This window comes from Bradyrhizobium sp. 190, assembly GCF_023073415.1.
Classification (GTDB): Bacteria; Pseudomonadota; Alphaproteobacteria; order Rhizobiales; family Xanthobacteraceae; genus Bradyrhizobium.
On sequence record NZ_JADPJL010000008.1, the window covers coordinates 249585 to 262386 of the forward strand.

Below are 12802 nucleotides of genomic sequence, written 5' to 3' on the forward strand. Positions count from 1 at the left end.
GTTCAAGGCCGGCGCCGATGTATGCCGGTCGCCAGCGGCGGGGGTTTCCTTTGTTGGGCAGATCGTGGTAGGACGTCGGCGTCACCCGGCGCTGCCCACTGGCATTTCCCAAAACCCTCACCCGATGAAGAACGACCAGATTCTCAGCCAGATCACCGAGTTCTGCCGCCAAGCCGACATGGCGGAGACGACGTTTGGCCGCCGGACGGTCAACGACGGCAAGCTGGTGCACCGGCTGCGCGAGGGCAAGCGCATCACGATCGACACGCTGGACCGCATCCAGGCCTATATCGCGGCGTCCACCGGCGCGCTGCCGCCGCCGCGGGGCCTCGAAGTACCGCCGGAGAAGCGCGATCCCAGAGGCAATTTCCGCTTCTTCGAGAACCGCCAGAAATACCTGCTGTTCGTGCATACCTGCAGCGAGAAGCGGGTGATCGCCGAGCGGGTGGGGCTGGAGCTCGCCAGCCTGCATCCGCGGCCGCCAGCGCTGCGGGTATTCGACGCCGGCGTCGGCGATGGCACGGTGCTGGCGCGGGTGATGCGCTCGATGCACGGCCGCTTTCCCCATATGCCGTTCTATATCGCCGGCAAGGAGCTGAGCCTGGAGGACGTCCGGCTGACGCTCGACAAGGTGCCGGACCGGCTGTTCGAGCACCCGGCGACCGTCGTCGTCCTGACCAACATGCATTATGCCGAGGCACCCTGGCTGACGCCGGCCTCGCCCACGGCCGCCGCCGGAATGATCTGGCACGAGGTCGCCCTGCGGGGGGCCTCCTCGGGCGAATTCGAGGTCCAAATCGCCGAATTGGGCCCGTTTCTGGAACAAAACTGGCGGGCCAATATCAGCCCCAAATCGGGCATGCCGATCTATGAACGCCCGGTGGCGCTGGTCGTATACCGGGAAGACCACCGGTTCCTGCTTGATTCGATCATCCCCCGGGCGGGCCGGACCGAGGCCAATTTCGACCTGGTGATCGCCTCCCAGCCCTATCGGGCGAAATCCTCTGTGAATTTCCGCGCCAAGCGGATCATTGCTCCGCTGGCCCGGGCGCTGCGGGCCGGGGGCCGGCTGATTGGAATTCACTCCCACGGGGAGGATCCGGGCCTGGAAATCATCCAGTCGGTCTGGCCGGGAGAAAATCCTTTCGCGGTGAGCCGTCATGAGCTATTGCGCGCGGTGAAATACGAGCTGGGATCGGCCGGGCGCGACCTTAACTTTAATGCCTACGCCGATAACCGTTCCATCTTCCGTTATGATATGGAAGCGCTGCCCAACGAGGTCACCGGCCAGATCGGAACCTCGACGGCTTTTGCAGCGTGGAATGCGGCGGTGTATGTCGCCCAGATCGAAGACGACCGGTTGACGGAAATGACTGAAAACAGCCGAACCCTCGATGCCACCAGAGAGGTTCTGCGCAAGCATAATGGGCTTTGGTTTTACGACGAATCCTACGTCATTTCGCGCCGTCGCGACTGACATTCCGGGATAGATCACACACAGCCGCCGGCATCCGGCGCGAACAAGGGGTTGTTGATGCGCGCGTCTTATTTGTTCACCAGCGAGTCGGTTTCCGAGGGTCATCCGGACAAGGTTTGCGACCGGATTTCCGACGAGATCGTCGACCTGTTCTACCGGGAAGGGCCGAAGGCCGGCATCGATCCCTGGCAGATCCGCGCGGCCTGCGAAACGCTCGCCACCACCAACAAGGTGGTGATTGCCGGCGAAACGCGCGGTCCAGCGTCCGTCACCAACGAGCAGATCGAGAGCGTTGTTCGCGAGGCGATCAAGGACATCGGTTACGAGCAGGAGGGCTTCCACTGGGAGAAAGCCGACATCGAGATCCTGCTGCATCCGCAGTCGGCCGACATCGCGCAGGGCGTCGATGCGCTGCAGCCGGGCGAGAAGAAGGAAGAGGGCGCGGGCGACCAGGGCATCATGTTCGGTTACGCCACCAACGAGACGCCGGACCTGATGCCGGCGCCGATTTTCTACGCCCACAAGATCCTGCGTTTGATTTCGGAAGCGCGCCACTCCGGTCGCGAGAAAGTGCTGGGACCGGACTCCAAGAGCCAGGTCACCGTGCAATACGAGAACGGCAAGCCTGTCGGCGTGCGCGAGATCGTGGTCTCGCACCAGCATCTGGTCGAGGACCTGACCTCCAATCAGATTCGTGACATCGTCGAGCCCTACGTCCGCGAGGCGCTGCCGAAGGAATGGATCAACGGCAAGACCATCTGGCACATCAATCCGACCGGCAAGTTCTTCATCGGCGGACCCGACGGCGACGCCGGCCTGACCGGCCGCAAGATCATCGTCGACACCTATGGTGGTGCGGCTCCCCATGGCGGCGGTGCGTTCTCCGGTAAGGACCCGACCAAGGTCGACCGTTCCGCGGCCTATGCCGCGCGCTACGTCGCCAAGAACATCGTTGCCGCCGGTCTCGCCGACCGCTGCACGCTGCAACTTGCTTACGCGATCGGTGTGGCGCGGCCGCTGTCGATCTATATCGACACCCACGGCACCGGAAAGGTGCCGGAGGACCAACTCGAGAAGGCGGCTGCGAAGGCGATGGATTTGACGCCACGCGGCATCCGCACCCATCTCGATCTCAACCGGCCGATCTACGCGCGTACCTCGGCCTACGGCCATTTCGGCCGCACGCCCGACAATGAAGGCGGCTTCTCCTGGGAGAAGACCGATCTGGTCGAACCGCTCAAGCGCGCGGTCTGACTTTCTCCGTAACTCTTGTCCGTTTTCGCCTCGCGTGTTCCGGAAAGCTGAAAGCGCTTTTCGGAATACGCTTTTTAAGGGATCAACCGCATGACCGCTGCCGCCAAGAAGCCCGCCTTCACCGACTACGTCGTCAAGGACATCTCGCTCGCCGAATTCGGCCGCAAGGAAATCTCGCTGGCCGAGACTGAAATGCCCGGCCTGATGGCGACGCGCGAGGAATACGGCCCGAAGCAACCGTTGAAGGGCGCCCGCATCGCAGGCTCCCTGCACATGACGATCCAGACCGCCGTGCTGATCGAGACGCTGGCTGCGCTCGGCGCCGACATCCGCTGGGTGTCGTGCAACATCTATTCGACGCAGGACCATGCGGCAGCGGCAATCGCCGCCGCCGGCATTCCGGTGTTCGCGGTGAAGGGCGAAACGCTCGCCGAGTACTGGGACTACACCGCAAAGCTGTTCGACTGGCACGGCGGCGGCACGCCCAACATGATCCTCGATGACGGCGGCGACGCCACCATGCTGGTGCATCACGGCCTGCGCGCCGAGAACGGCGACGTCAAGTTCCTCGACAAGCCGGAGTCGGAAGAAGAGGAAGTCTTCTTTGCGCTGATCAAGAAGCTCCTGAAGGAGAAGCCCAAGGGTTATTTCGCCGAGATCGCCAAGAACATCAAAGGCGTTTCCGAAGAGACCACCACGGGTGTGCACCGGCTCTACAATATGGAGAAGGAAGGCAAGCTGCTGTTCCCCGCCATCAACGTCAACGACAGCGTCACCAAGTCGAAGTTCGACAACCTCTATGGTTGCCGTGAATCGCTGGTCGACGGCATCCGTCGCGGCACCGACGTCATGATGTCCGGCAAGACCGCGATGGTCGCGGGCTTCGGCGACGTCGGCAAGGGCTCGGCCGCCTCGCTGCGCCAGGCCGGCTGCCGCGTCATGGTCTCCGAAGTCGATCCGATCTGCGCGCTGCAGGCGGCGATGGAAGGCTATGAAGTCGTGACCATGGAAGACGCCGCGCCCCGTGCCGACATCTTCGTCACCGCGACCGGCAACAAGGACATCATCACCATCGACCACATGCGCGCGATGAAGGATCGCGCCATCGTCTGCAACATCGGCCACTTCGACAACGAGATCCAGATCGCGGGCCTTCGTAACCTGAAGTGGACCAACATCAAACCGCAGGTCGACGAGATCGAATTCCCCGACAAGCACCGCATCATCCTGCTGTCGGAAGGCCGCCTAGTGAATCTCGGCAATGCCATGGGCCATCCGTCCTTCGTGATGTCGGCGTCGTTCACCAACCAGACGCTGGCGCAGATCGAGCTCTGGGCCAACAACAAGGACGGCAAGTACGAGAAGAAGGTCTACGTGCTGCCGAAGTCGCTGGACGAGAAGGTCGCCCGCCTGCACCTCGCCAAGATCGGCGTCAAGCTGACCGAGCTGCGCAAGGACCAGGCCGAGTACATCGGGGTCAAGCCGGAAGGTCCGTTCAAGGCGGATCATTACCGGTACTGAGTGCGACACCGGCACCCGACAAGGCCCCGCAGCGATGCGGGGCCTTTGTTTTTGTGACGAAGCTGCTCAACTGACTTATGTTCCGATCCCGGGACGAAGACATAGGGCATTGGAAAAGACGGTCACAATGAGGTTGCGTCGGTACAATTCTTCGACCGATTAGGATTTTGTTAGGAAAGCCTTGCCAATAGAGCTGCATTTAGGTTGTAGGACAACAAAAGTGCAGTTTGATAATCAGAACGCTTCCCTTGAGATTGGTGCGTGGCTGATTTGCGGGGCCTCAGCAGTTTTTGCAGCCTATCTGTTGATTGCGGGGAGCGTCGGGGTCGACGTCCAAAGTTTGGGAGCGCCTTTGCTGATTATGGGGTTCTCGATCGCCGCCTACATTATATATGGCAGGTGGCGACCCGAACCGATAATTCGTAACGTTTGCGGCGTGTTGGCGGTCGTCATGCTATCCGCAGCCGCCGCAGGCATCATTAGTCTCGCGGGGCTCCGCATGGGCGCACCGCTCGTCGACGCAAACCTGGCTGCGTTTGATGCTTCCTTGTTGCTTGATACCCGCTCCATCGTTGTTGCCATTGCGAATTCGACGACCTTTGCCGGCCTGCTAGGCCTTGCGTATGTCAGTTCGTTCCCGATCTTGTTCGCGTCAGTCGTGTTTCTTGGCTGGACACGACATATGAGGCCGCTTTGGCAGCTCGCATTTGTTTTCGCGTTCACAGCGGTCGGCTGCGCCACGCTCTCTGTATTCTTTCCCGCAATGGGCGCTTTTGCTCACTTTGCGTATCCCGCAGAAGTGCTTAACGGCCTACCGTCGGGTGCGGGCGTTTATCATCTGCCGAAGTTCGAATACTACCGTCATGCAGTTGCGCCAACCATTTCAATGTCGAGCCTACAGGGGGTAGTTACGTTTCCGTCGTTTCATTGTTGCCTTGCTCTTATGACCGCGTTTGCCTATGTCGAGCATCGCTGGCTCCTACTCATTTCGCTCCTGTGGAACGCTCTGGTGATCGTGTCGACAATACCCATTGGCGGACACTACATGGTGGACCTGCCAGTTGGGGCTGCGATTTGGGTGACGGCCTACTTGCTCGCAAGAGCTCTCTGGCCGTCTAGGGCCGAGACGACTTTGAGCCTCGGACGATCGAAGATTGCATCTGGGCTCGGGTAGTGTCCGCGTCTGATCGACCCGATAGCACCGAAATGCCTTCATGCTCTGCGATCCGATTCTTCGCGCTCGCACGCGCCTGTCGGACCGCTGTTCGTCCTTCCGGTATTCGCACTCCTGATTTATCTCGGCGCGGAATATTGCCGCAAGCGAGTTGGCGAACTGCCGGCAGCGTCCTGACGCAAGGTTGAGGATAGCCTTTTTCTCTCCTCCAGCCGATTGACTGACCGCGACAGCGGTCGGACAATCGAGCTTTCGGAGACCGCCATGCAGAACGAACATTTCGACGTCCTCATCGTCGGCGCCGGCCTGTCCGGCATCGGCGCGGGCTATCACCTGCAGGAGAAATGCCCGGGCAAGAGCTACGTGATCCTGGAGGGACGCGATTGTATCGGCGGCACCTGGGATCTGTTTCGCTATCCCGGCATCCGCTCCGACTCGGACATGTATACGCTTGGCTATTCGTTCAAACCGTGGACCGAGCCGAAGGCGATCGCGGACGGGCCGCGGATTCTGAATTACGTCTGCGAGACCGCGGTCGACAACGGCATCGACAGGAAGATCCGCTTCCACCACCGCGTCAAGCGCGCGTCGTGGTCGTCGCCGGATGCGCGCTGGACCGTTGAGGCCGAACGCATGGTGGGCGAGGGTGCGACCGAGACCGTCAGCTTCACCTGCAATTTCCTGTTCATGTGCTCGGGCTATTACAAATACGAGGAAGGCTACACGCCGGAGTTTTCGGGCACAGCCGACTTCGCCGGCCAGATCGTGCATCCGCAGAAATGGCCTGGGGATCTCGACTATGCCGGCAAGCGGGTGGTGGTGATCGGTTCGGGCGCGACCGCCGTGACGCTGGTGCCGGAGATGGCCAAGACCGCGGCGCATGTCACCATGCTGCAGCGCTCGCCGACTTACGTCGTCGCGCGGCCGGCGGAGGATGCGCTCGCCAACAAGCTGCGCCGCAATCTCTCCGCCAAACTCGCCTATCACATGATCCGCTGGCGCAACGTGCTGTTCGGCATGTATTTCTTCCAGCTCTGCCGCCGCAAGCCCGACCGTGCCAAGCAGTTGATCCTCGGCGGCGTCAAGATGGCGCTGGGGCCGGAATACGACGTCGGCAAGCACTTTACGCCGCGCTATAATCCCTGGGAGCAGCGGCTCTGTCTGGTGCCCGACGGCGACCTGTTCAAGTCGATCCGCGACAAGCGCGCCTCCGTCGTCACCAACGAGATCGACACCTTTACCAAGGGCGGCATCAAGCTCAGGGATGGCAGCGAGCTCGAGGCCGACATCATCATTACCGCGACCGGGCTGAACCTGCAGGTGCTCGGCGGGCTTGAAGTCAGCGTCGACGGCCGCACGGTCGATTTCGCGCGAACGCTGAACTACAAGGGCATGATGTATTCGGACATTCCGAACATGGCCTCGGCGTTCGGCTACACCAATGCGTCGTGGACGCTGAAATGCGATCTGACCTGCGAATATGTCTGCCGTCTCATCAACTACATGGACCGCAACGGCTACAAGCAGTGCATGCCGCATAATGTCGATCCTGACGTCACCGAACTGCCGTCGCTGGATTTTTCCTCCGGCTACGTGCAGCGTTCGATCGCCAAACTGCCCAAGCAGGGTTCGAAGCGGCCGTGGCGGCTGTATCAGAACTACGCGCTCGACATCGTCACGCTGCGCTACGGCAAGGTCGACGACGGGGTGATGCAGTATTCGTGAGCGGTTCCGCCGCGCGAGGTGCGTCCCGACGCCCCATGCGCTGTTTCGCGTATACGTGGTTGCCGGCGAATCGTTCAACATGTCCTCACGGTTAACGCCGGATTAACCGGCGTGCCCCACGCTGTTTGGCTTGTGGCACCTGACAGCACGAGGAAGCCCATGGACGCCCAGCGAATAGCCGTCGATGCCATCGTGGCGCTGACCGATTGCGACCGCGAGGCCGCAGCCGCCTTCATCCGCAAGTTCTATCTGGCCGGCGTGAGGGACCCCAAGCGGCTGACCTTCAAGGGGCTGCAGGCGCTGCGGAGCTGAGGCTTCCGTCTCTCGATTCTCGGCTACCAAGGCCGTCATATCCCGCGCATGCGGGTATCCAGTACGCTGCGGCTTCTCCGCGTCATTGCGAGGTCCTGTAGGATGGGTGGAGCGAAGCGATACCCATCAATGCCGGTGCACGTGGCGATGGGTATCGCTGCGCTCCACCCATCCTACGATAGACACACATTCGCGATCTCGCGGCGCTGATTGCCCGAGGTTTGCATCTTCATTGGCCCTCTTCGAAATAGAGGGCGCAGGGAAGACCGGGTGCTTGCTGCACCCGCGGTCTCGCGTGCGATTTGCGCAAACAAAAGTGCACACGAGCATACAGGGCAGCGAGAGCATTCCGGCCTTCCCTGCGCAATGGCTTTACGGCTTACTTCGAGCTCTCCCCGGTGAACGGCTTTCTTGCCACCGTCGCTCCACGAGGTAACTTGTGAAACTTAACGCCAGCACCGCGGCGCCCGAACCACACGACTTCGCCGTACGCTTCCGGCGTGTACGTCTATCGCGCCCTCAGCGTCCATCGCATCTCACCGCACGTTCGTGACGATCGCGAGCGTCCCTCATCTGCCGTGAGACGGGCGGAGTTATGCAGATGATTTGCTCGATAAGTTAAGCGGAATATTTTTGCGGGAAGGGCTGGACAGGTTTTGACTGATTTGCCCGTCGTGCCAATTGGTCGCAGTTGCACATCGAGATTGCGCTTGCGCGGAAGGCAAATCAGTCCACACGCCGTAGGGTGGGCAAAGCGACAGCGTGCCCACCATTCACGACGATTGTTGCGGATAGATGGTGGGCACGTCGCTACGCTCCTTTGCCCACCCTACGGCTGCTGCAGCTACACCGTCAGCCTACGACGACTTCGCTGATCTGGATGACCGGAGACTGGTCGGTATAGTTCGGGATGTCTGCCATGATCTCCTTGGCATGAGGCCCGAAGCCGGCCTGGAAGGCCTCGACCGAGTCGCAGAAGATGTGACACATTCCGACATAGGTTGCGGGAGCGCCGGGGGCTCCGCCGGCCATGCCCTTGTCGACCGTGTAGGACTTGCACGCATCGCCCATGCGGGCCTTCACGAGGGGCATATGCTTGTCGCGGTAGTAATCGTGATCGAAGCGCCCGCCGGGCGTATTGGGATACATTACGCTTACCTTGATCATGGTGTGCTCTCCGATCTGACGTTCGCCGTTTAACCGGCAATATCCAAAATCTGCGGCAGTTTTGCGGATCTGGCAACCAGAGGGCGGCGGGTGCCCGATGACCGGGGGCAAAGCGGGCGTTATTCGCCATCGTGCTCACGTCCAGAATGACCAAAGGGAACACTGGTAACGTGGAGTTGCAGTCCTTGACGTCACCCGAATTCGTGTCCATATGTCGGGAAATCGACACTTGGCCGAACGGCTGGGCCGCTTTGCCTTGCCACTGACGGGCGCGTACGTTTCAGACCCTTCCCCAAAAATCGATCAACCGACGAAGGTGCCGATCCCTCGGTGCCTCGAACTTACGTGCGCTGTCAGAAGAGGATATCTTTGTGCATCAGAGAGCTGTGCAGTGCTCTAACAGGCAAGACGGCCTTGGCTTCAATCAGCCTGCCGATGGCGGCGATGACGTCCTCGATGCTCGGCGTTGGAAGCGCATATTGGGCAACTACAGCACCCCAAATCGGCTGCGCAGCGTTGCCGAGTTGGCGATCACCGCTTTGCCGCTCATCATGTTGTGGACGGCTGCCTGGTTCACGTTCTCCCTTGGCCATGCCTGGGCTTCATTCCTTATCGCGATTCCGGCCGCCGGCTTTCTCGTACGCCTGTTCATGATCCAGCACGACTGCGGTCACGGCACCTTTTTTGCCGGCCGTCTGGCGAACGACTGGGTCGGCCGCGTCATTGGCGTGCTCACGCTCACGCCCTACGACTGCTGGCGCCGCTCGCATGCGATTCACCATGCCACCACCGGCAACCTGGACCGCCGCGGTATCGGCGATCTCGATACGCTGACAGTGCGCGAATACCGCGCCCTTTCCTGGTGGGGTCGTCTGAAATACCGCCTTTACCGCCACCCGCTGATCATGTTCGGGGTCGGGCCGGCCTATCTGTTTCTTTTGCAACAGAGGCTCCCTGTCGGCCTCATGCGCAGCGGTTGGCAGCCCTGGGCCAGTACAATGGCAACCAATCTCGCGATTGCCGTCATCGTCGCGGTGCTCACATGGTTTATCGGCATCAAGGCGTTCCTGCTCGTGCATCTTCCGATTACGCTCCTCGCCGGCACGGCCGGCGTATGGCTGTTCTACGTGCAGCATCAATTCGAGCACACGACCTGGGAGCGCGACGAGAGCTGGAACCTGCATCAATCCGCGCTGCACGGCAGCTCGCATTACGACCTGCCGGCGCTGCTACGCTGGTTCACGGCCAACATCGGCGTTCACCATGTGCATCACCTCAGCAGTCGTATTCCCTATTACCGGCTGCCGCGCGTGCTGCGCGACTACCCTGAACTGCGCGACGTCGGTCGCATCACGCTCCTGCAGAGCTTTCAGTGTGTACGGCTTGTGTTATGGGACGAGGCGCAGCGCCGCCTGGTGTCGTTCCAGGAAATCAGGGCCCGGGACTTTCAGGAAGCAGCGCGATAGCGGTCGCGGACCGCGTAGGGTGGAGCGAAGCGATACCGCAGCCGCAATGAAAAAAGCCCCGGATATGGTCCGGGGCTTTTTTTTTGGAATTCTCGCGCCGCCTATTCCGGCTTGCCGATCGAAACCTTCAGCGTGCCGACCCCGTCGACGCCGCACTCGATCTTGTCCCCGGGGTTGAGCTGGGAGACGCCGGCCGGGGTGCCCGTCATGATGATGTCGCCGGCGGCGAGTTTTACCTGCTGCGAAAGCTGCCAGATGATTTCAGGCACGCTCCAGATCAGTTCGGTCAGATCACCCTTCTGGGTTTCCTTGCCGTTGACCGTCAGCCAGATCTTGCCGTTGGCGGGATGGCCGATCTTGGCGGCGGGCTGGATCGCGGAGCAGGGCGCGGAATAGTCGAAGGATTTTCCGACTTCCCACGGCCGTTCCTTCTTGCGCGAGGCGAGCTGCAGGTCGCGGCGGGTGAGGTCGATGCCGACGGCATAGCCGTAGACATGGTCGAGCGCCTTGTCGGCGGGAATGTTCAGGCCGCCGCTCTTCATCGCGACGATCAACTCGACCTCGTGATGCAGATCCTTGGTCAGCGGCGGGTAGGGGACCGTGGCGCCATCTTGCACCAGCATGTCGGCGTGCTTGGCGAAGAAGAACGGCGGCGCGCGCTCGTCATTGCCCATCTCGCGGATGTGCTCGAGATAGTTGCGCCCGACACACCAGATGCGGCGGACGGGATAAGAGCCGGTCTCGCCGACGACAGGAAGCGAGGGCTGCGGGGCTGCTGATATGACGTAGGAGGCTGCGTTCATGAAAAGGTCTCGATAGGTTACAGTTGGAAATTCGGGAATAGCTCTACGCGCTTGCGCTGACCGGCGCCAGACTGGGATGGCCGGCGTCGCGCTGTTGCAGGCGGAAGAACGAGGCGTAGCGGCCGCCGCGCCGCAGCAAATCGTCATGCAGGCCGCGCTCGACGATCTCGCCGCCCTCGACGACCAAAATGGCGTCGGCGTGCATGATGGTGTGCAGGCGGTGGGCGATCACGATGGTGGTGCGGTTCTGGCAGAGATGGTCGATCGCCTCCTGCACGGCTTTTTCGGATTCCGAATCCAGCGCCGCGGTGGCTTCATCGAGCAGGATGATCGGCGCATTCTTGATCAGCGCCCGCGCCACCGCGATGCGCTGGCGCTGGCCGCCGGATAGCTGTGTGCCGTGCTCGCCGACGGGCGTATCGTAGCCGAGCGGAAAGCCCATGATGAAGTCATGCGCGCAGGCGGCTTTCGCCGCTGCCACGATCTCGTCCTGCGTGGCGTCCGCCTTGCCGAAGGCGATGTTAGCGCCGATCGTGTCGCGGAACAGGTAAACGTCCTGCCCGACATAGCCGGTCTGGGCGCGCAGCGAATGCCGCGATACGGTCGATATCTTCTGGCCGTCGATCAGGACCTCACCGTCGGTCACCTCGTAGAGCCGCAGCAAGAGCGCCAGCACTGTGGATTTGCCGCCGCCGGAGGGGCCGACCAAAGCGGTGGTCTTGCCGGGTTCGGCGACGAAGCTCATGGCCTTCAGCACAGGCTCATTCGGCCGATAGGCGAAATTGACGTCGCGGAATTCGACCCGCGCGTTCGAGAGTTTGAGCGCCGGCTTGTCATTATCGGCGGGCTCGCTCGCCGGGCTGTCGACGATCTCGAGCAGCATGCGCGCGCCGACCAACTGGCTGTTGAGATCGATGTTGAGCCGCGCCAGCCGCTTGGCCGGTTCGGTCGCCAGCAGGAACGCGGTCATGAAGGAGAAAAATTGTCCGGGCGTGGCGCCGAGCGCGACCACGCTGTAGCCGCCATAGAGCAGGCAGCCGGCGACCGCAAAGCCGCCGAGCATTTCCATCAGCGGGTTGGAGCGATTGGAGACGCGCGCCATCTTGTTGGCGTTGCGCTCGACGATCGCGATATTCTCGTCGATGCGCTGCTGCATGGTCGCTTCCAGCGTGAACGCCTTCACCGTGCGGATGCCCTGCAGCGATTCCTGCATGGTCTCCATGATGTCGGCGCTGCCGGTGAACTGGTTGTGGGCGAGGCCCTTGATGCGCTTCACCAGCTTGCGCAGGATCAGCATCGCCGGCGGCACCACCACGAGGCCGATAAACGACAGAATCGGATCCTGCGACACCATCACGAATATCAGACTGACCAGCAGCAGCACGTCGCGTCCGACCGCGTTGATGAGTAGCGTCAGCACGTCGGTGATGGATTTTGCGCCCGATGTCAGCCGCGCCAGGAATTCGGACGAATGCCGCGCCGAATAGAATCCGATGCTTTCGCTCATCAGCTTGGCAAATAGCCGCCGCTGGTTGTTGGCGAGAATGGCGTTGCTGATCTTCGACAGGATCACGGTGTGGCCGTAGGTCGCCAGACCCTTGATGAACAGCAGCACCACCGTGACGCCGGAGAGAATGGCGATGCCGACGACGTTCTTGTCGATATAGGCCTGATTGATCACCTGGCCCAGGATATAGGCGGAGCCCGCGGTGGCACTGGCGGACACGGCCATCAGCGCGAACGCGGTCAGATAGCGCCGCCAATAGACGAAGCCCTGTTCCATGACGAGGCGGCGAATCAGGATCGCCGCGCCATAGGGATCGTCGGTGATTTTTCGGGTCGGTTTGCTTGGAAGTTCGGTCATCCGCGTTCCATTGACGGGGCCGGTAGACCGGCGCGTCAG

The 12802-nt window shown here is 61.5% G+C and carries 10 protein-coding genes; 7 read left to right on the plus strand and 3 right to left on the minus strand.

Annotated elements, in window-relative coordinates:
• The first annotated feature begins 124 nt into the window (after positions 1-124).
• The 6 genes from IVB22_RS04955 (at position 125) to IVB22_RS04980 (ending at position 7463) form a co-directional block, all read left to right on the plus strand.
• On the plus strand, positions 125-1477 hold the full coding sequence (locus tag IVB22_RS04955) for a hypothetical protein (protein WP_247516944.1): 1353 nt from the start codon (positions 125-127) through the stop codon (positions 1475-1477).
• Positions 1478-1534: 57 nt separating this feature from the next.
• A complete protein-coding gene (metK, locus tag IVB22_RS04960; RefSeq protein WP_247516192.1) occupies positions 1535-2731 on the plus strand; it encodes a methionine adenosyltransferase in 1197 nt (398 codons plus the stop codon).
• Between the two features lie 90 nt (positions 2732-2821).
• Positions 2822-4252: an adenosylhomocysteinase gene (ahcY, locus tag IVB22_RS04965; RefSeq protein WP_247516193.1), complete on the plus strand. Its 1431-nt coding sequence runs from the start codon at positions 2822-2824 to the stop codon at positions 4250-4252.
• 220 nt (positions 4253-4472) lie between these two features.
• Positions 4473-5426 carry a phosphatase PAP2 family protein gene (locus IVB22_RS04970; protein ID WP_247516194.1) on the plus strand — a complete coding sequence of 318 codons (954 nt, stop codon included), beginning with the start codon at positions 4473-4475 and terminating at the stop codon, positions 5424-5426.
• Between the two features lie 264 nt (positions 5427-5690).
• Positions 5691-7151, plus strand: a complete 1461-nt coding sequence (locus IVB22_RS04975; RefSeq protein ID WP_247516195.1) for an NAD(P)/FAD-dependent oxidoreductase — start codon at positions 5691-5693, stop codon at positions 7149-7151.
• A gap of 159 nt (positions 7152-7310) precedes the next feature.
• A complete protein-coding gene (locus tag IVB22_RS04980) occupies positions 7311-7463 on the plus strand; it encodes a hypothetical protein (RefSeq protein ID WP_212421236.1) in 153 nt (50 codons plus the stop codon).
• An 852-nt stretch (positions 7464-8315) separates the two neighbouring features.
• On the opposite strand, the gene IVB22_RS04985 is transcribed toward IVB22_RS04980, so the two are convergent.
• On the minus strand, positions 8316-8630 hold the full coding sequence (locus tag IVB22_RS04985; protein ID WP_108513257.1) for an EthD family reductase: 315 nt from the start codon (positions 8628-8630) through the stop codon (positions 8316-8318).
• 476 nt (positions 8631-9106) lie between these two features.
• On the opposite strand from IVB22_RS04985, the gene IVB22_RS04990 reads away from it, so the two are divergent.
• The gene (locus IVB22_RS04990) at positions 9107-10096 is read left to right on the plus strand and encodes a fatty acid desaturase (RefSeq protein ID WP_247516945.1); all 990 of its coding nucleotides are present in this window, start codon (positions 9107-9109) and stop codon (positions 10094-10096) included.
• A 101-nt stretch (positions 10097-10197) separates the two neighbouring features.
• On the opposite strand, the gene IVB22_RS04995 is transcribed toward IVB22_RS04990, so the two are convergent.
• Both IVB22_RS04995 and IVB22_RS05000 read right to left on the minus strand, forming a co-directional pair.
• Positions 10198-10899 carry a fumarylacetoacetate hydrolase family protein gene (locus IVB22_RS04995; RefSeq protein ID WP_247516196.1) on the minus strand — a complete coding sequence of 234 codons (702 nt, stop codon included), beginning with the start codon at positions 10897-10899 and terminating at the stop codon, positions 10198-10200.
• A 43-nt stretch (positions 10900-10942) separates the two neighbouring features.
• A complete protein-coding gene (locus tag IVB22_RS05000; protein ID WP_247516197.1) occupies positions 10943-12763 on the minus strand; it encodes an ABC transporter ATP-binding protein in 1821 nt (606 codons plus the stop codon).
• Between the last annotated feature and the right edge of the window lie 39 nt (positions 12764-12802).

Bases quoted from the DNA above. Each gene is read 5' to 3' on its own strand.
- IVB22_RS04955 (WP_247516944.1), top strand. From the start codon at position 125: ATGAAGAACGACCAGATTCTCAGCCAGATCACCGAGTTCTGCCGCCAA.
- metK (WP_247516192.1), top strand. From the start codon at position 1,535: ATGCGCGCGTCTTATTTGTTCACCAGCGAGTCGGTTTCCGAGGGTCAT.
- ahcY (WP_247516193.1), top strand. From the start codon at position 2,822: ATGACCGCTGCCGCCAAGAAGCCCGCCTTCACCGACTACGTCGTCAAG.
- IVB22_RS04975 (WP_247516195.1), top strand. From the start codon at position 5,691: ATGCAGAACGAACATTTCGACGTCCTCATCGTCGGCGCCGGCCTGTCC.
- IVB22_RS04980 (WP_212421236.1), top strand. From the start codon at position 7,311: ATGGACGCCCAGCGAATAGCCGTCGATGCCATCGTGGCGCTGACCGAT.
- IVB22_RS04985 (WP_108513257.1), bottom strand. From the start codon at position 8,630: ATGATCAAGGTAAGCGTAATGTATCCCAATACGCCCGGCGGGCGCTTC.
- IVB22_RS04995 (WP_247516196.1), bottom strand. From the start codon at position 10,899: ATGAACGCAGCCTCCTACGTCATATCAGCAGCCCCGCAGCCCTCGCTT.
- IVB22_RS05000 (WP_247516197.1), bottom strand. From the start codon at position 12,763: ATGACCGAACTTCCAAGCAAACCGACCCGAAAAATCACCGACGATCCC.